This is a genomic window from Paraburkholderia bannensis (assembly GCF_014200455.1).
Classification (GTDB): domain Bacteria; phylum Pseudomonadota; class Gammaproteobacteria; order Burkholderiales; family Burkholderiaceae; genus Paraburkholderia; species Paraburkholderia bannensis_A.
This window is the reverse complement of sequence record NZ_JACHBW010000013.1, coordinates 245486-263144: the sequence shown is the minus strand read 5'-3', so window position 1 is coordinate 263144 and position 17659 is coordinate 245486. Positions and strand designations below refer to the sequence as shown.

The following is a 17659-nucleotide window of genomic DNA, read 5'->3' as shown; positions in this document are numbered from 1 at the left end:
CTCCGGCGCGGCCACCTTTGCCAGCGAGCCGCCGAATTTACCCACCGCCGTGCGTGCGGCCGAAACGATCACAATGTCAGTCATTTTCGATTCCTCAGGGCTGCGCGAAATCGCGAGAGATGCTTGCCCGTCAATGTTAAAAACCCAAACCCAGGTAAAGCGTTCGTCTTGTTTTCAGGTGCGGCGTCACTCGCGCTGCTGGACGTAGCGTCCCGGCGCAGGCTCGATCTCGGGGAATTCCGCCGATCCGGCCTGGGCGCGCGGCTTGACCTTCTTGCCGCCGAACTGGTCGAGCCAACCGGCCCACTCCGGCCACCAGCTGCCCGGCCTTTCTTCGGCCGCGTCGAACCAGTCGTCGGCTTCGTCGGGCAGATGTTTTGCCTCGGTATCGAAAACCCAGTGACTGCGCTTGTTCTTCGAAGCCGGATTGATCACGCCGGCGATGTGCCCCGACGCGCCCAGCACGAACTTCAGCGGCCCGGACAACAGCGGTACCGACGCGTACGCCGTGCGCCACGGCACGATATGGTCTTCGCGCGAGCCGTAAATGAAGGTGGGCACGTCGATGCGCGAAAGATCGACTTCTTCCCCGCACACGGTCAGCGCGCCGGGTTCGCGCAGCTTGTTTTCCAGATACGTATTGCGCAGATACCACGCGTACATCGGGCCCGGCAGGCTCGTCGAGTCGCTGTTCCAGTAGAGCAGGTCGAACGCCGCGGGCGTGCGGCCCTTGAGGTAGTTGTCGACGACATAGTTCCAGACGAGGTCGTTCGGGCGCAGGAACGAGAACGTATTGGCGAACTCCATGCCGCGCATCAGGCCCGGCGTGCCGCCATTCTTGCCGCCGATGGTCTGCTCGCGCATCTGCACGTGCGCCTCGTCGACGAACACGTCGAGCACGCCGGTATCGGAAAAGTCGAGCATCGCCGTGAGCAGCGTCATCGACGAAACCGGATGCTCGCCGCGCGCCGCCGCGACGGCAAGCGCCGTGGCCAGCAGCGTGCCGCCCACGCAGAAGCCGAGCGTATTGATCTGCTCGCGCCCGCTGATGCTGCGCGTGGTATCGATGGCGCGCAGCACGCCGTCTTCGATGTAATCGTCCCAGGTCTTGTCGGCAATCGACGCATCGCCGTTATGCCAGGAGACGAGGAACACCTGCTGCCCTTGCTCCAGCGCGTACGCGACGAGCGAATTATCGGGCTGCAGGTCGAGGATGTAGTACTTGTTGATGCACGGCGGCACGATCAGCAGCGGCCGCTCCCGCACGGTGGCGGTGCGCGGCTTGTACTGGATCAGCTGGAACAGCTCATTCTCGTACACCACCGAGCCTTCCGTGGTCGCCAGATTGCGGCCCACGACAAAGCGCGATTCGTCGGTTTGCGAGATCTTGCCGCGCGACATATCGCCGAGCAGGTTCATCACCCCCTGGCGCAGGCTTTCGCCGTGGCTTTCGAGCAAGGCGCTCTGCGCGTCGGGGTTCAGGGCGAGGAAGTTGCTGGGCGACGCGGCGGCCGTCCACTGTTGCACGGCGAAACGGATGCGTTCGCGCGTTTTCGCATCGGTGTCGATGGCGTCGACCATCTCGTGCAGATAGCGCGCATTCAGCAGATACCAGGCCGCCGTAAAGGCGTAGGCCGGCGTGGCTTTCCACGCATCCGAGCTGAAGCGGCGATCCTTGAGTTCAGGCGCTTTGGGCTGCGCGGCCGAGGCTTCGCGCAGCAGTTCCATCGCATCGCGCGAGTATTCGGCCTGGAGATGTTGAAGGCGGTTCGGCTCGATGGAGGCCGAAGGCAGCTTGAACGCCTCGAAGGCGCCGCCCAGATTGCCCAGATTGCCGAACTGCCCTAGCGCCGCTTGCATGGCGGCCGGATTCATCGCTGCACCGAATGCGGCTTGCGCGGCTTGAGCAGCCTGGGCAGGATTGGCAGTACCGTTCATGGCGCCGGCGACGCCGGGCCACAACGCGCCGGGCTGCCCGGGCGCCCCCCACTGCTGCACGCCCGCTTGCTGCGCGGCGTTCATCGCATTGCGCCAGGCCTGGGTCCAGGCGTCCAGCATTTGCTGCATGCCGGCGGCGTCCGGCGTGAAATTCGGAATGAAAGACTGCGCACCGTCGTTTGAAGCGCCCGTACCGGGGTGAGTCGTGGAACGTTGAGATGCCGTCATGCCTGCTTTTGACCGATGTGTCCCGGAGGACTGGTTGAGAGGCAGGTGGAACGCTCAAGGCGCGCCACTGTCTTGCGCCCGGTGCGTCCTGTCCCGTAGGTGAGGGACATTCTTGCTCCCCACTGCAAAGCGTGTCAATGCTTGTGCCCGATTTTGCCGCACTGCGATATTTTTTTAATTATCGTTTTCCCGATGCGCATGAGCGTGCGCCTGCGCGAGGCGCGCCCACGATCTGAACGCAGGAGAAAAACCACCGTGCCGGCAAGTGCTTGCAGTGCAATGAGGAGCGCGCCAAACCGATTCGCGACGCATGAAAAACAAGGCTTTCCGGCCGACTGTGCGGTGCAGCAAAAATGCCGCCAATGGCCGATGTGAGGGTGTGTGCCCCGCAGCGAAAAGCTCGCGGGGCACGTGGGGGGAAACTGCTCAGGCTTCGAGCCAGACAAGCGCCGCCATGCGACCCGTCACAGGCTCGCGGCGATAGGAGTAAAAGCGTTGGCGATCAGTGTAGGTGCACATACCGCCGCCGCTGACGCGCGTGATGCCAAGCTCGCCCAGACGCAGGCGCGCGAGTGCGCCCAGATCGGCGAAATACTTGCCGGACGCTTCGGCGCGCGGTGTAAATGCGGCGGCCGTAGCCTCGATCGCGCCAGTCTGCGCGCGTTGTGCGCCGTCGACAGCGCCCGCGTGAGTCATGAACGCGTCACGCACGTCTGCCCCGACTTCGAAGGCCGTCGGGCCGATGGCCGGTCCGAGGTAGGCGTGCAGATCGCGGGCGGCGCAGCCCGCGAGCGCCGCCACGCGCTGCGCCGTCTTTTCGATCACACCCGCGGCCAGACCGCGCCAGCCCGCATGCGCAGCGCCGACAGCACGGCCCGCGCCGTCGCACAGCAGCACGGGCATGCAGTCCGCGACCATCACCGTGCAGGCGATGCCGGGCTGGTCGGTGACGCTCGCGTCCGCTTCGAGCGGCGTGCCGGAGCGCGCCGCTTCGAGCGCTTCGGCGGCGTCGACCACGATCGGGCCGTGGATCTGCTTGAGCCACGCCGCGGGCACGCCCGCGTAGTTGAGCAGACGCGCGCGATTGGCCTCGACGTGCCCCAGATCGTCGCCCGACATCAGGCCCAGATTCAGGCCACACGGTAGCTCAATGCCCTCGCCCTGCTGCGCGCCGGCCTGCCAGCGGCCGAACGGCCCGGCGCTCACACCGCCGTTGCGCGTCGTCACGATCGCGCGCACGCGCGGCGCAACGTCCCAGCCGGGGTGCAGCAGATCGGCGGAAGTCAGTTCCGGGCAGGTCGTCATGCGGGCTTGCCCTCGTTGTCGCCTTCGTGATCTTCGTGGTCGGCTTCCCGATCGTCGTGGTCGTGGTCGTGATCTTCGTCCGCGTCCTCGTCGTCCGCGTAATCCTCTTCGTTACTGCCGATTACGTAACCCTCGTCCGTATAGGCGCTGTCGAACATCTCGTCGAAGGAGTTGTCTTCCTCGCGCTCCTCGCTGCCGAAGCCGAGCGCTTCGATCAATGCGTCCATATCGTCGGGGAGGTCGGCGCGCCATTGCATGGCTCGACCCGTTACCGGGTGGATCAGGCCCAGACGCCAGGCATGCAGCGCCTGGCGGGCGAAATCACCGGGCAACGCCTGCACCGACCGCTTGCCGCGTGCGTGCCCATAAACCGGGTCGCCCAGCAGCGGATGGCGGATATGCGCGCAATGCACGCGGATCTGATGCGTGCGCCCGGTTTCGAGATCGCAATGAATCGCGCTGATCGGCTGCTGGTGCCAGATGGCCTTGTCGATGCGGCGGTAATGCGTGCGCGCCGGTTTGCCCGATGCGCCGCTAACCACCGCCATGCGCACGCGATCGCGCGGATCGCGGCCGATCGGCGCGTCGATGGTGCCCTCGTCCGGCATATTGCCCCACACCAGCGCGAGATAGCGGCGCTTGACCGTGCGCGCCTGCAACTGGCGCACCAGGTCGGTCTGCGCTTCGAGCGTGCGCGCCACCACCATCAGCCCCGAGGTTTCCTTGTCGAGCCGGTGCACGATGCCCGCGCGCGGCAGACCGGCGGCGGCTTCGCCGTAGCGGTACAGCAGGCCGTTGAGGATCGTGCCGCTCCAGTTGCCGGCGGCCGGATGCACGACCATCCCGGCGGGCTTGTTGATGACGAGGATGGCTTCGTCTTCATAGATGATGTCGAGCGGCACCGGCTCGGGCGTAAACGCCAGCTGCTCGGGCAGCAGATCCGGCACGAGTTCGATCATCGCGCCTAGCGGCACCGGCTGGCGCACCTTGGCGGGCTTGCCGTCGACGAGCACGCGCTGCGCCTCGATCCAGCCCTGGAGGCGGTTGCGGGAAAACTCCGGAAAAACTCTGGCGAGCACTTTGTCGAGACGCTCGCCGGCGAGTTCGTCGGGCACTTCGGCGCGGCGCGCCTCCTGATCTTCGCGGGCAACGCGCGTGCGCGAAGGACCGCCCTGGATAGGAACGGAAATACCTTCGACCATGTCGTCGTCAAGCGCCTCATCGGCTCCTGCGGCATCGGGCACATCGCCCAGGCTATAATCGCTGATGCTGTTTTGGGCGCCGGGAGCGCCGGCCCCCGGAATAACTGAACGGGTCATTGAGTCTGGGTCACCTGTGGACCTGAAGCTGGACTGGGATAAATGCGAGCCTTGAACACGAACACGAAACTGGCCAAAAATGCAGCGGCCCGAAACGCACTGCGCGCAAAGCACATGCAAACGCTCGGCAAGATGGGCAACGTCTTTCGCATTGCCGCCTGCGGCGCCGCGCTCACCGTAGTGGCTGCCTGCCACGGCCTGCCGGAAAAAACCGACGAAACGGCAACGTGGAACAACAACAAATTATATACGGAGGCCCAAGACGCGCTCTCCGGTGGCGACTGGGGCAAGTGCGCGAAATACTTCGAACAGCTCGAAGGTCGCGATCCGTTTGGCCACTTCGCACAACAGGCACAGATCAACGTGGCCTACTGCGACTGGAAGGATAACGAGAACGACGCCGCCGATCAGGCAATCAACCGCTTCATCCAGTTGCACCCGGATCACCCGGACATCGCCTACGCGTACTACCTCAAGGGCATGATCCACTTCAACGACGATCTGGGTCTGTTCGGTCGCTTCTCGGGCCAGGACATGAGCGAGCGCGATCCGAAGTCGCTGCGCGAGTCGTATGACGCATTCAAGGTGGTGGTCGACAAGTCGCCGCAGAGCAAGTACGCACCTGATGCCGCGCAGCGTATGCGCTACATCGTCAATGCGCTGGCTTCGCACGAAGTGCACGCCGCCGACTACTACTATCGCCGTGGCGCGTATGTGGCGGCGATCAACCGCGCACAGCTGGCGATCACGGAATACAAGAGCGCACCCGCCATCGAAGACGCGCTGCACATCATGATCCTGTCGTATCAGAAGCTGGAGCAGCCGCAGCTCGCCGACGACACCCGTCGCGTGCTGGCCGCCACCTTCCCTGACAGCCCGTACATCACGGGTCACGCACGTCCGGGCAAGGAACAGAAGTCCTGGTGGCAGATCTGGTAATCGCCGCCTGATCCGTTAAAAGAAAACGCCACGAAATTTATCGTGGCGTTTTTTTTCGTCCCGCCGCCGCACACACTGCGCGGCGGGCCTTGGGCGGACTCAGCTACGCGGTTAATCGCGTTCGAACAGCGCGATCGATTCGACGTGCGACGTATGCGGGAACATGTTGACCACGCCTGCGCCCTTGAGCCGATAACCGGCGTCGTTCACCAGCACACCGGCGTCGCGCGCGAGCGTGCCCGGGCTGCACGACACATACACGATGCGTCTGGGCAGCGGGCCGTCGCCGCTCTGCGCGATTTCGGCCAGTGCCTGCGAGACGGCCAGCGCGCCTTCGCGCGGCGGGTCGATCAGGTACTTGTCGAAATGGCCGAGCGCGCGGATATCGTCCGCCGTGACTTCGAACAGATTGCGGCACGCGAACGACGTATGACCGTCCACGCCGTTGGCACGCGCGTTTTCGAGCGCACGCGTCGTCAGTTGTTCGCTGCCTTCGATCCCTACCACTTCTCGCGACAGACGCGCGAGCGGCAGCGTGAAGTTGCCGATGCCGCAGAACAGATCGAGCACGCGGTCGCCCGCTTCCGGCGCGAGCAGGCGCAGCGCCCGACCCACGAGTACACGGTTGATCTGGTGGTTGACCTGGGTAAAGTCGGTCGGCTTGAACGGCATGCGGATGTTGAATTCCGGCAGCGTGTAGTCGAGCGGCTTGTCGAGCGGATAGAACGGGAACACCGTCTCGGGGCCCTTGGGCTGCAGCCAGAACTGCACGTTGTACTCGTCGGCGAAGGCGCGCAGCAGGTCTTCGTCGGCGGAGGTCAGCGGCTCAAGAATGCGCAGCACGAGCGCCGTGACGCTCGCGCCCACGGCCAGCTCGATCTGCGGCATGCGATCGCTGATCGACAGCGCGCCCACCAGGTGACGCAGCGGCACCAGCATCGCCGAGACATGCTGCGGCAGCACTTCGCAGCTCGTCATGTCGGCCACGTAGCTGCTCTTGCGCTCGTGGAACCCCACCAGCACGCCGCCCTTTTTCGGCACGTTGCGCACGGTCAGGCGCGCGCGATAGCGGTAGCCCCAGGACGGGCCGTGGATCGGCCGGAACATCGTTTCCGAACGAATCTTCGACAGGTGCTTGAGGTTGTCCTCAAGCACGCGTTGCTTGACGGCGATCTGGGCGCGCACGTCCAGATGCTGCATCGAGCAGCCGCCGCATTTGCCGAAGAACGCGCATTGCGGCTTGGTGCGGATCGAGCTTTCGCGCAGCACGTCCACGACCTCCGCCTGCTCGAAAGTCGGCTTCTTGCGATAGCTCAAATAAGTGACGCGCTCGCCAGGCAACGCACCCTCGACGAAGATCACCTTGCCCGGTTCGCCCGTTTCGGTGACAGTACGGCCTACGCCGCGCGCCTCCATGTCGAGGGATTCGATTTCAAGAATCGGGGCATGAGCAACCGACGCCTCGACGGCGGCGCGCTTCTCGGCGCGGCGCTCGCGCTTGCTGCGCTTCTTCGAGGGCGTAGGCAAAGGCATGGCGGCGGCCTCGGCGTGGACGGTTTCGGTTTGAGGGTCGGGGGCGGCTTGGGACACCAGCGGATTCCTGACAGACAGTGGGGGGGTGGATTTTTTAGACGAAGGCGAGATTGTAGTCGATTCGGCGAGCGCCTCCTTATGCGCGCTTCAGCGGAACGCGGACGAAGCCGTTATACATGTTGCCCCTTCACGCGGCACCGCTTTCAGATAAGTCCGATCCACTCGAACGACGTCCGTCAGTACGATGTTTCTCGCGACGTGCCCCGTGAGGCCGTCGCCAAGGACCCGACATCATGGACACGCTTTTTTCCGCAACCGGTTTTGCGATCGCACTCGGCGCATTGTGCATCGCTGTGGTCTTTCTGGCGCCGCTGCTCGAAGCGTTGCCACGCGACCGCGCCGCCCGGCGGCAGTCGTATATCGTCGCCGCCGCACTGATCGGCAGCCCGATATTGATGATCGGACTTCTTTACCTCGTCGTGCACCTGATTTTCGATTGAGCGCCGCAGTGCGGCCATCTCCGGCTTCGCGATGTTCCACAACGTTTCGGAATCCCTGGCAGCACGCATTTTGGGAACTGTCCGATTGGCATCGTTCCACCGCGCGCGTACAGGTAAGCCTCTCCCTCCGATTCCGAGAAACAGCATGAACAAAGTAGTTTGCCTGGCGGCGCTCGCCGCCGCACTCGGCCTGAGCGCCTGCGTGTCTTCGTCCATTCCGGCCCCCGAAGTGACCATGTCAAAGGTCACGCGCGGCATGTCGCAAAACGAAGTCATCGCCCGCGTCGGACCGCCCGACCGCATGCGCGGCCAGAACGGCAACGAGTGCTACCAGTATGCGCTAGGAAAATACGGCGACGTGCCGTTCGCGGTGTACTTCCGGCGTGCGGCCGTCGTGGCCAGCGAGCGAGCGTCCTGTAACCTGTCGATCACGCGCGCGACTGCGGGTCCGGGCATCGTCTGGCAGGCTTCGGACTACGCTGCGACGCGCCGCTGAGCGCCGTCGCGAGTCAGGCGTCAGCCGTGCGCGCTGTGTGAGGATCAACGACACGCGAGGCCGATTGGAATGAAACCCATGAAACCCATCAAACTCGTCAGCTGGAACGTTCAATGGGGCCGCGACGTAGCCGGTGTCGTCGATCTCGCGCGCACGGTGCGCGAAGCGAAGCGTCTCGCCGACTTCGACGTGCTGTGTCTGCAGGAAATCACGCGCGGCTTCCATGCGCTGCCAGGCGGCCCCGGCGACGATCAGTTTGCCGAACTGGCGGCGCTGCTGCCCGGCTTTACGGTGCTCGAAGCCATCGGCGCCGATCTGGCGGCCGACCCCGCTGCCGCCGTCAACGGCCAACCCGCCAGGCGACGGCAGTTTGGCAACGCCCTCGCTACGCGCCTGCCGGTGGCGCAGGTCTTTCGACACCTGCTGCCGTGGCCCGCCGATCCCGCCGCGCCGTCGATGCAGCGCGTGGCGCTGGAGGCCGTGCTCGAAGCACCTGGCGGCGCGCTGCGCGCGCTCGTGACTCATCTGGAGTTTTATTCCGAACGCCAAAGGCTCGCGCAGGTGGAGGCGCTGCGGCGTTTGCAGCAGGAAGCCGCCGCACACGCGGCGCAGCCCGCGCCTGCCGAAAACACCGAAGGCCCGTTTGCCCGCACGGCGCGGCCTGTCAGCGCAATCGTCTGCGGCGATTTCAACAGCGCCTGGGGCAGCGCCGCCTACATGCGCATGCTGGATCCGCTAACGGACAGCCCCGCCTTCATCGATGCCTGGACCACGCTGCATGCTGGCGCGACGCCGCCTACCGCGGGCGTCTATGACACCGCACAATGGCCTGACGGCCCACTGAGCTGTGATTTCGTGTTCGTGACCGAGGACTTGCGCAGCAGGCTCAAGCGCTGCGACATCGATGGCGCAACCCAGGCGTCGGATCACCAGCCGATCGTGCTGGAACTCGGCTGAACTCAACGCCTGTTCAAGGCGTGGTCAACGCTTACCCAGCATCGCCGAACGCCTTCAGATATTCGGCCCAGTGCGGCGCCGATTCGCCCGCAAGCGTCTGCTTCACGAAGGTTATTTCGTCGTCGTATTCACGCTCGGTGAAGCCGCCGCGCATCTTCTGGAATCGGCAATAAAGCAGATAGGTGTTGACCACGTCGGTTTCGCAGTAATTGCGGATTTCCTCGATTTGGCCCTGCTGGAACTGCGTCCACACCTGGCCGCCGTCCATGCCCAGTTTGCCTGGAAAGCCACACAGCCTGGCGAGCGCATCGAGCGGCGCACTGGCGCGCGGCTGATACATCGCAAGAAGATCCATCAGGTCGGTGTGTCGCGAGTGATAGCGGCTGATGTAATTGTTCCACTTGAACTCCCGATCTTCCTCGCCCAGATCCCAGTAGCGCACCGCGCGGATGCCATGCACCAGCGCGCGATAGTGCAGCACCGGCAGGTCGAAGCCGCCGCCGTTCCACGACACCAGTTGCGGCGTGTACTTTTCGATGGTGCGGTAGAACGAATCGATCAGCTTTGCTTCGCCATCTTCCGGCGTGCCGAGCGAGCGCACGCGAAAACCCTGGCCGTCGCGGAACACGCAGGAAATGGCCGCGACGCGTTGCAGGTGATGCGGCAGAAAATCGCTGCCGGTCTTCTCTCGGCGCGCGGCGAACGCGTGTTCGGCCACTTCGGCGTCGGTGAGCGAGGCGGGCAGATCTTCGAGACGGCGAATGCCGTCGACATCGGGAATGGTCTCGATGTCGAATACGAGTACGGGTACTGTCATTCAGATGGGCGCCGTATTGAACGGCGCAATGTTAGAGAACGGCGTCCTTGCGCACGCCGTTCGAGGCGAAAAAGCGTTTGAGGCGCACCAGCGCTTCCTGCTGGATCTGCCGCACACGCTCGCGAGTAAGGCCCATTTCGTCGGCCAGCTCTTCGAGCGTGGCGGGTTCGATATGGTTCAGGCCAAAACGCCGTTCGATGACATGACGATGCTTGTCTGACAGACGGCCAAGCCAGGCGCGCGTGAGCGTTTCCAGCTCGCGGTGCTGTACTTCGGCGTCGGGCGACTGGCTCTGATCGTCGGACAGCAGATCGAGCAGGCTGCTCGCCGGATCGAGATCGAGCGGCGCATCGAGCGAGGCGGTGTGTTCGTTGAGCGCGAGGATATCGGTGACTTCCTCGGTGGTCTTGCCCGTGAGATAGGCGATGTCGTCGATGCTGGCGTCGCGGCGCTCGGAGGCCGCATTGGCGTTGAGCGAATTCTTCTCCAGATGGCGCTTGGCGCGCAGCACCTGATTGAGTTCGCGGATCACATGCACAGGCAGGCGCACCGTGCGCGCCTGGTTCATGATCGCGCGCTCGATGCTTTGACGGATCCACCAGGTGGCATAGGTCGAAAAGCGAAAGCCGCGCGTAGGATCGAATTTTTCGATCGCATGCATCAGGCCAAGGTTACCTTCCTCGATCAAATCGAGCAGCGGCACGCCGCGATTCAGATATCCCTTGGCGATGGAAACGACCAGGCGCAAATTGCGCTCGATCATCACCTGACGCGCCTCGAATTCCCCAGCCTTGGCCAGACGCGAGTAGCGCTGCTCTTCCTCGACGGTGAGCAGCGGCTTGACACTGATCCGGTTCAGATAATGCTGGATGGTGTCGGCCGTGAGTTCGGCCTGCAAGATGGAGCGGAAGTCGTCCGCGTCGGACGGCGCTTCCGCAGGTTCCGCGTTGTCGCGCTCGCCGCTCTCTTCCGAGCCCGCGTCGCGCTCCTCGCGTTCGTCCTGCTCGCGCGCGCCGTCGATATCGTCCTCTTCGACGGGCGCAACGCCCTCCTCCACCGAAACCTGGGCGGCTTGACTGTCAGACTCGGATTGCTGCAGGCGGCGCTTCGATTTCGGCATGGTCGGCTCGCTTTATTGCGGCGGCAAGTACTTCAGTGGGTCGACGGGCTTGCCCTGACGGCGTACTTCGAAATGCAGCATCACGCGGTCTGAGTCGGTATTGCCCATTTCGGCGATTTTCTGGCCCTTGGTAACCGCATCTCCTTCTTTTACCATCAAAGCTCGATTGTGAGCGTACGCAGTCAAAAACGTCGCGTCATGCTTGATGATAATGAGATTGCCGTAACCGCGCAGCCCATTTCCGGCATAAACCACACGACCATCGCCCGCGGCCTTCACGGCGTCGCCCGGCGCGCCACCAATATTGACACCCTTGTTGCGGGTGTCGTCGAAGCCATTGAGCAGCGGACCGCGCACCGGCCATGCCAGCGAGATGCTGCCGGCGGGCGCTGCGCTCATGTCGCTGCCGCTGGCTTGGGGCGGCACGCTGGCCGACGGCGCGGAAGTCGCACCCGCTGCGGAACCGATCATCGGCGGCATGGCGGCCGGGCCGCCCGGCTGTGCGCCCTGCGGCGCCATGCCCGGCACCGGCGCGGTCACGACGCCCGGCGTGTAGGCCGCGGCGTTGCTCGCGCCCGGCGGCACGACGCGCAGCAGCTGGTCCACTTCGATCTGGTTCGGATTGGCGAGGTTGTTCCACGTCGCGATGTCGCGGTAATTCTGGCCGTTTTCGAGCGCAATCCTATAGAGAGTATCGCCCGGCTTCACCCGGTAATATCCCGGAGGCGGCGGCCCGAGCGGCACCGGCGGCTGGGCGCCGGTGGTGCCGAGCGCCGAGGTGCGGTCCACCACGGGCGCGTTGTCCAGACGCGTCGCGCAGGCCGTCAGCAGACAGAGCGCGATGACCGAAGCACTACGTTGGGCTGTGGTCAAATCGATATTCAGGCGTTTTCTTTGCATCGCGCGCAACATACTCATCGGTTTCAGATCACTCCGGATTTTAAGGGGACAAAGAAAACGCGATCAAGCCTCGACTCCCGCCACTGCGCGGGGCCCGTGCGCTCCACCAGCGTGAGCACCTGGGTCGCCTCGTCCTGCTCCGCGACCGGCGCTACGAGCCGCCCGCCGATGGCAAGCTGCTCAAGGAGCGCCTGGGGCACGTCGAAGCCGGCGGCGGCAATCACGATCGCGTCGAACGGCGCCGCCGACGGCATGCCGAGCCGTCCGTCGCCATAGTGCAAGCGGATGTTCGGGATGCGCAGCGGCCGCAGGTTCGTCTTTGCGCGCTCGTATAACGGCTTGATGCGTTCAATCGAATACACATCGCGTGCGATCCGGCTCAGCACCGCGGCCTGATAGCCGCAGCCCGTGCCGATCTCAAGCACGCGTTCCAGCTCACGGCCAGCACCCGCGAGTTCCAGCATGCGGGCGACCACCGAAGGCTTCGAGATGGTCTGGTGATGGCCGATCGGCAACGCGGCATCTTCGTAGGCCTGCGCCGCAAGGCCAGGATCGACGAACATGTGGCGCGGCACGGTTGCAAGCGCCTGAAGCACGCGCGGATCGCTCACGCCGTTCGCACGCAGGCGTTCGACCATGCGCTCACGAACCCGTTCCGACGTCAGTGCGAGCGCGCCGTTCAGGGCGACGCCAGGCGCACCCGCACCCGGCGTCACGCCGGAGCGCGGTGCGGTGGCGGGACGCGTCGGCGCGGCCCTCGTCCCCACCGGCAGCGCCTTCGATGCAGCAGGCGAAAACGTTTGAGCGGCGCGGCCGGAAAGATCGGTGCGACGAACGGCGGACTTGCGCGCGGGCGAGGCAGCCGTATGCGCCACACCCGGCGCCTTGGCGGCCTTGACGACACCCGTGCTACCCACCGCCGACGATCGCACGCCCGGCGACCCAGCATTTACCGTGCCCTTCGTTGCGACCTTCGCAGTGCCATTCGTTGTGCCCTTCGCTGTGCCATTGGTTGCGACCTTCGCACCCGGCTTTCCCGCGTGCGTCACACGCGCTTCACCGGGACGAGCATCGTCGCGACGACGCGGCTCTCGAACGAGATCCGCAAGGCCGAGCGGGAAACGCCTGGTGCGCTCGCCCGTCATGAAACGCTGCCGCCCTGGCGCACCCAGTCGTGCGTCGCCGGCAACATCTGCGTGTGCGTCAGGTCGAGTTGCAGCGGCGTGATCGACACCTGGCCGTTCGACACTGCATGGAAATCCGTGCCTTCGCTCGCGTCGCGCGCGCTGCCCGAAGGGCCGATCCAGTAAATCGGCTCGCCGCGCGGATTGGTCTGGCGGATCACCGGCTGCGAGGGATGGCGCTTGCCCAGACGCGTGACGCGCCACTCGCCCATCTCCTCGTAAGGCAGGTTCGGAATATTGACGTTCAGCAAGGGATTGCCGGGCAGCGGATTAGCGAGGTAATGGGCGACGATGTCGGCGGCCACGCGGGCGGCGGAATCGAGATGCACCCAGTCTTTATCGACGAGCGAAAAAGCGATGGCCGGCACGCCGAACATGATGCCTTCGGTGGCCGCGGCGACCGTGCCCGAATAGAGCGTGTCTTCGCCCATGTTCTGGCCGTTGTTGATGCCGGACACCACGAGATCGGGCCGATGTTCGAGCATGCCCGTGAGCGCGATATGCACCGAGTCCGTGGGCGTGCCGTTGACGTAGTAGAAACCGGTGCTCGTCGAACGCAGCACCGAGAGCGGGCGCGAGAGCGTGAGCGAGTTCGAGGCGGCGCTGCAGTTCTGCTCGGGCGCCATCACCGTGATCTCGCCAAGCGGCTTGAGCGCTTCGTAGAGCGCGGCAATGCCGGGCGCGAGATAGCCGTCGTCGTTGCTGAGTAGTATTCGCATCAGCCGATTGTAACCGAGGAAAGAAGGCAGACGAACGACAGGGAAGGCACCCTCGCGCTGGCGCTGACGGCGCACTTTACGACACGATGCACGAGACATTCCGACTCGCTTTCGGATCACGCCTCTCTCGTCTTCCAGAGCCCCGCTGACAGCCTCGCCACAAAAATAAACGCACGATCGTTCGCATTGCGACGGATTGCCGTACACTGTGACGCTCCAGCCGGATCCATGACTGACGTAACACGAACCGACGTAACACGACAGGAGACACGATGCGCGCAATCCGCTGCAACCAGTTTGGCCCGCCCGACACGCTCACGCTCGAAGATCTGCCCGACCTCGTGCCCGGTCCCGGCCAGGTCGTGATCGACGTGAAGGCGGCGGCCGTGAACTTCCCGGATGTCCTCATCATCGAGAACAAGTATCAGATGAAGCCGCCGCTGCCGTTCACGCCGGGTGCGGAAGTCGCGGGCATCGTGCGGGCCGCCGGCGAAGGCGTGAAGTTCGCGCCGGGTACGCGCGTGGTGGCCTATGTGGGCAACGGCGGCTTCGCCGAGCAGGCGATCGCCGACGCAGCGGCGTGCGTGCCGCTGCCTGATGCTGCCGATTTCGCCACGGCCGCCGCTTTCACGCTCGCGTACGGCACGTCGCATCATGCCGTAGTCGATCGCGCGCAACTCAAGGCCGGCGAAACCATGCTGGTGCTCGGCGCGGCGGGCGGCGTGGGTCTCGCGGCGGTGGAAATCGGCAAGGTGCTGGGCGCGCGCGTGATCGCCGCTGCATCGAGCGAGGAAAAGCTCGACGTGTGCCGCCGCTTCGGCGCGGACGAGACTATCAACTACAGCACCGAGGATCTGCGCGAGCGCATCAAGGCACTCACCGACGGCAAAGGCCCCGACGTGATTTACGATCCGGTCGGCGGCATCTACGCGGAACCGGCGTTTCGCAGCATCGGCTGGCGCGGTCGCTATCTGGTGGTCGGCTTCGCCAATGGCGAGATTCCGAAGCTGCCGCTGAATCTCGCGCTGCTCAAAGGCGCGAGTCTGGTCGGCGTGTTCTGGGGCGACTATGCGCGCCGCGAACCGCAGAACAACGCAGCGGCCTTCGCGCAGATGGTGGGCTGGATCGGCGAAGGCAAACTGAAGCCGTATGTCTCGAAGCGCTACAAGCTCGCCGATGCGGCGCAGGCGCTCAAGGATATGGCGTCGCGCAAGGTGACGGGCAAGATCATCATCGAGCCTTAAGCCGTTTTTGACGCTTGGCGTCGAATGAAAAAGGCTCGCCGGTTTCCCGTGCGAGCCTTTTTGTTTTGCCGCTTTGCGCTCTTTGTCGTGCTAGACGATCTGTTGCGCGCGCAACTGCGCGATGCGGTCCGTGTCGTAGCCAAGCGATTGCAGGACTTCGTCGGTATGTTCTCCCAGTTCGGGACCGAGCCAGCGCGTGTCGCCCGGTGTCGCCGATAGCTTGGGCGTGACGCCGGGCAGCGCGATATCGACGCCCTCTTCGCCCGATGCGCCCGGCTTCTGCCAGCGGAACTGCTGGATCATCTGGCGCGCCGCGAACTGCGGATCGGTGAACATATCGGCGACGCTGTAGATGCGGCCCGCGGGCACGTCGGCGGCGTTGAGCACGTCCAGCGCTTCATCGATGGTGCGGGTGGACAGCCACGAGGCAATGGCCCCGTCGATCTCCGCGGTGCGCGGCACGCGGCCATCGTTGTGCGCGAGCGCCGGATCGTTGGCGAGATCGGGGCGATCGATCGCCGTCATCAGGCGCCTGAAAATCGGATCGCTATTGCCGCCGATCACGATGCTGCCGTCGCGGCACGGATAGGTATTAGACGGCACGATGCCGGGCAGCGACGCGCCGGTGCGCTCGCGCACCATGCCGTAGACGCCGTATTCAGGCACCACGCTTTCCATCATGTTGAACACGGCCTCATACAGCGCCACGTCGACGATCTGACCGCTGCCGCCGTTCATGTTGCGATGATGAAGCGCCATCATCGCGCCGATCACGCCGTGCAGCGCCGCAATCGAATCGCCAATCGAAATGCCGATGCGCGGCGGCGGCAATTCGGGATAGCCGGTGATGTGGCGCAGCCCGCCCATCGACTCGGCAATCGCGCCAAAGCCCGGCCGGTCGCGATACGGCCCGCTCTGACCGTAGCCGGAGAGCCGCACCATCACGAGGCCGGGGTTTTCCTTCGACAGCACGTCATAGCCCAGCCCAAGTTTTTCGAGCAGACCGGGGCGGAAGTTTTCGATCACGATATCGGCTTCCTTCGCCAGACGCCGCACGATTTCCTTACCCTCTTCGGCCTTCAGATTGACCGTCACCGACTTCTTGTTGCGCGCCTGCACGGCCCACCAGAGCGAGGTGCCGCCGGCTTCCGGCCAGAGCTTGCGCCATTTGCGCAGCGGATCGCCGCCCTTCGGGTCTTCAATCTTGATGACCTCCGCACCGAACTCGCCGAGAAAACGCGCCGCGAAAGGACCCGCGATCAGCGTGCCGAGTTCGAGCACTTTCACGCCCGCGAGCGGACCGCCGCCACTTGCGTTGCCAGCGGCTGTCGCGCCGCTCGCGGCGGCTTCGTGGGGTCGGTCTGCGCTCATGAGTCTCCTGGAATGTCTCGTTGTTCTGGGTGCGTTATGCGTTACATCGAACGCCGGTCGAGCATGGCGCGGGCGATGGTGCCCGCATCGACATATTCGAGCTCGCCGCCCACCGGCACGCCGCGCGCGAGGCGCGTGACGGCCAGGCCGCGCGCCTTGAGCGCCTGGCCCAGATAATGGGCGGTGGCTTCGCCTTCGTTGGTAAAGTTGGTCGCCAGCACGACTTCCTTGACCACGCCGTCCGAGGCGCGCTTCACGAGGCGGTCGAAATGAATCTCTTTGGGGCCGATGCCGTCAAGCGGACTCAGATGCCCCATCAGCACGAAATACAGGCCGCGCCAGGTCATGGTCTGTTCGAGCATGATCTGGTCGGCGGGCGTCTCGACGACGCACAGCAGCGTGGGATCGCGCTCTTCATCGAGACATGTTTCGCAGACCTGAGCTTCCGTGAAGGTGTTGCACTTCTCGCAATGCTTCAGGTGATCGGTCGCGAACAGCAGCGCCTGGCCGAGCTTCTCGGCGCCTTCGCGATCGTGCTGCATCAGGTGATAGGCCATGCGCTGCGCCGACTTCGGCCCGACGCCGGGCAGTACGCGCAGCGCCTCGACAAGCGCCGCCAGGGCGGAAGGTTGTTTCATGCGGATCCAGCGAAAAGCGAAGCAAAAGACAGTGCGCGCGGCGGTCCTGCGAACCGTCGCGCGCGAGGCGCCGCTTAAGCTTTCGGGCCGCGCGGCGCGCGTGCCTTAGAACGGCATCTTGAAGCCCGGCGGAATCGGCAGGCCGGCGGTCATGCCGCTCATTTTCTCCTGCGAGGTGGCTTCCGCCTTGCGCACGGCGTCGTTGAACGCGGCGGCGACGAGGTCTTCGAGCATGTCCTTGTCGTCGGCGAGCAGGCTCGGGTCGATCGACACGCGGCGCACGTCGTTACGGCAGGTCATCGTGACCTTGACGAGACCGGCGCCAGCCTGGCCTTCGACTTCGATCTGGGCGAGCTGCTCCTGCGCCTTCTTCATGTTTTCCTGCATCTGCTGGGCTTGCTTCATCAGCCCGGCGAGTTGGCCTTTCAACATTTCATTGCTCCTTCTGGAT

The 17659-nt window shown here is 64.6% G+C and carries 18 protein-coding genes; 6 read left to right on the top strand and 12 right to left on the bottom strand.

Annotation, left to right across the window (positions count from 1 at the left end; all coding sequences use genetic code 11):
- Nucleotides 1–208: hypothetical protein (locus F4827_RS34960; protein WP_221303768.1), on the top strand; the 208-nt coding region annotated here is incomplete at its 5' end.
- Here the strand turns inward: F4827_RS34960 and phaC are convergent.
- The 3 genes from phaC to F4827_RS22595 form a co-directional block, all read right to left on the bottom strand.
- Nucleotides 187–2166, bottom strand: a complete 1980-nt coding sequence (gene phaC / locus F4827_RS22605) for a class I poly(R)-hydroxyalkanoic acid synthase (RefSeq protein ID WP_409258842.1) — start codon at nucleotides 2164–2166, stop codon at nucleotides 187–189. The two genes, F4827_RS34960 and phaC, sit on opposite strands and share 22 nt — an antisense overlap.
- Nucleotides 2167–2592: 426 nt before the next feature.
- Nucleotides 2593–3471 (bottom strand): peptidoglycan editing factor PgeF, encoded by an 879-nt coding sequence (pgeF, locus tag F4827_RS22600; protein ID WP_183727250.1) that lies wholly within the window; start codon nucleotides 3469–3471, stop codon nucleotides 2593–2595.
- Nucleotides 3468–4790, bottom strand: coding sequence for an RluA family pseudouridine synthase (locus tag F4827_RS22595; RefSeq protein WP_183727248.1), 1323 nt, complete (start codon nucleotides 4788–4790; stop codon nucleotides 3468–3470). The genes pgeF and F4827_RS22595 overlap by 4 nt, the downstream gene beginning before the upstream one ends.
- Before the next feature lie 132 nt (nucleotides 4791–4922).
- Between F4827_RS22595 and F4827_RS22590 the strand changes: the two genes are divergently transcribed.
- Nucleotides 4923–5729 (top strand): outer membrane protein assembly factor BamD, encoded by an 807-nt coding sequence (locus tag F4827_RS22590; protein WP_233178489.1) that lies wholly within the window; start codon nucleotides 4923–4925, stop codon nucleotides 5727–5729.
- A gap of 111 nt (nucleotides 5730–5840) precedes the next feature.
- Here F4827_RS22590 and rlmD read toward each other — a convergent pair whose 3' ends face one another.
- Complete coding sequence (rlmD, locus tag F4827_RS22585) at nucleotides 5841–7262, bottom strand: 23S rRNA (uracil(1939)-C(5))-methyltransferase RlmD (protein WP_183727286.1); 1422 nt, start codon at nucleotides 7260–7262, stop codon at nucleotides 5841–5843.
- A gap of 293 nt (nucleotides 7263–7555) precedes the next feature.
- Here rlmD and F4827_RS22580 point away from each other — a divergent pair, with 293 nt between their 5' ends.
- From F4827_RS22580 to F4827_RS22570, 3 genes are all read left to right on the top strand, one after another.
- A complete protein-coding gene (locus F4827_RS22580) occupies nucleotides 7556–7762 on the top strand; it encodes a hypothetical protein (protein WP_183727244.1) in 207 nt (68 codons plus the stop codon).
- 145 nt (nucleotides 7763–7907) lie between these two features.
- Nucleotides 7908–8258, top strand: a complete 351-nt coding sequence (locus F4827_RS22575) for a hypothetical protein (protein ID WP_183727242.1) — start codon at nucleotides 7908–7910, stop codon at nucleotides 8256–8258.
- 87 nt (nucleotides 8259–8345) lie between these two features.
- A complete protein-coding gene (locus F4827_RS22570; RefSeq protein WP_183727284.1) occupies nucleotides 8346–9215 on the top strand; it encodes an endonuclease/exonuclease/phosphatase family protein in 870 nt (289 codons plus the stop codon).
- A 31-nt stretch (nucleotides 9216–9246) separates the two neighbouring features.
- Here F4827_RS22570 and F4827_RS22565 read toward each other — a convergent pair whose 3' ends face one another.
- Genes F4827_RS22565 through surE form a run of 5 tightly spaced genes read right to left on the bottom strand, consistent with a single transcriptional unit; the run spans nucleotide 9247 to nucleotide 13955 of the window.
- Nucleotides 9247–10032, bottom strand: coding sequence for a 3'-5' exonuclease (locus tag F4827_RS22565; protein ID WP_183727240.1), 786 nt, complete (start codon nucleotides 10030–10032; stop codon nucleotides 9247–9249).
- A gap of 31 nt (nucleotides 10033–10063) precedes the next feature.
- The gene (gene rpoS / locus F4827_RS22560; RefSeq protein WP_183727238.1) at nucleotides 10064–11152 is read right to left on the bottom strand and encodes an RNA polymerase sigma factor RpoS; all 1089 of its coding nucleotides are present in this window, start codon (nucleotides 11150–11152) and stop codon (nucleotides 10064–10066) included.
- Nucleotides 11153–11164: 12 nt separating this feature from the next.
- Nucleotides 11165–12070 carry a peptidoglycan DD-metalloendopeptidase family protein gene (locus tag F4827_RS22555; protein WP_183727236.1) on the bottom strand — a complete coding sequence of 302 codons (906 nt, stop codon included), beginning with the start codon at nucleotides 12068–12070 and terminating at the stop codon, nucleotides 11165–11167.
- A 5-nt stretch (nucleotides 12071–12075) separates the two neighbouring features.
- Nucleotides 12076–13197, bottom strand: coding sequence for a protein-L-isoaspartate(D-aspartate) O-methyltransferase (locus F4827_RS22550; protein ID WP_183727234.1), 1122 nt, complete (start codon nucleotides 13195–13197; stop codon nucleotides 12076–12078).
- A complete protein-coding gene (surE, locus tag F4827_RS22545) occupies nucleotides 13194–13955 on the bottom strand; it encodes a 5'/3'-nucleotidase SurE (RefSeq protein WP_183727231.1) in 762 nt (253 codons plus the stop codon). The genes F4827_RS22550 and surE overlap by 4 nt, the downstream gene beginning before the upstream one ends.
- Before the next feature lie 272 nt (nucleotides 13956–14227).
- Between surE and F4827_RS22540 the strand changes: the two genes are divergently transcribed.
- Nucleotides 14228–15199 carry an NADPH:quinone oxidoreductase family protein gene (locus tag F4827_RS22540; protein WP_183727229.1) on the top strand — a complete coding sequence of 324 codons (972 nt, stop codon included), beginning with the start codon at nucleotides 14228–14230 and terminating at the stop codon, nucleotides 15197–15199.
- Nucleotides 15200–15289: 90 nt separating this feature from the next.
- Here F4827_RS22540 and F4827_RS22535 read toward each other — a convergent pair whose 3' ends face one another.
- The 3 genes from F4827_RS22535 to F4827_RS22525 form a co-directional block, all read right to left on the bottom strand.
- Nucleotides 15290–16570 (bottom strand): CaiB/BaiF CoA-transferase family protein, encoded by a 1281-nt coding sequence (locus tag F4827_RS22535; RefSeq protein WP_183727227.1) that lies wholly within the window; start codon nucleotides 16568–16570, stop codon nucleotides 15290–15292.
- A 41-nt stretch (nucleotides 16571–16611) separates the two neighbouring features.
- The gene (recR, locus tag F4827_RS22530; protein ID WP_027818383.1) at nucleotides 16612–17208 is read right to left on the bottom strand and encodes a recombination mediator RecR; all 597 of its coding nucleotides are present in this window, start codon (nucleotides 17206–17208) and stop codon (nucleotides 16612–16614) included.
- A 105-nt stretch (nucleotides 17209–17313) separates the two neighbouring features.
- On the bottom strand, nucleotides 17314–17640 hold the full coding sequence (locus F4827_RS22525; RefSeq protein WP_027818382.1) for a YbaB/EbfC family nucleoid-associated protein: 327 nt from the start codon (nucleotides 17638–17640) through the stop codon (nucleotides 17314–17316).
- Nucleotides 17641–17659: the final 19 nt, after the last annotated feature.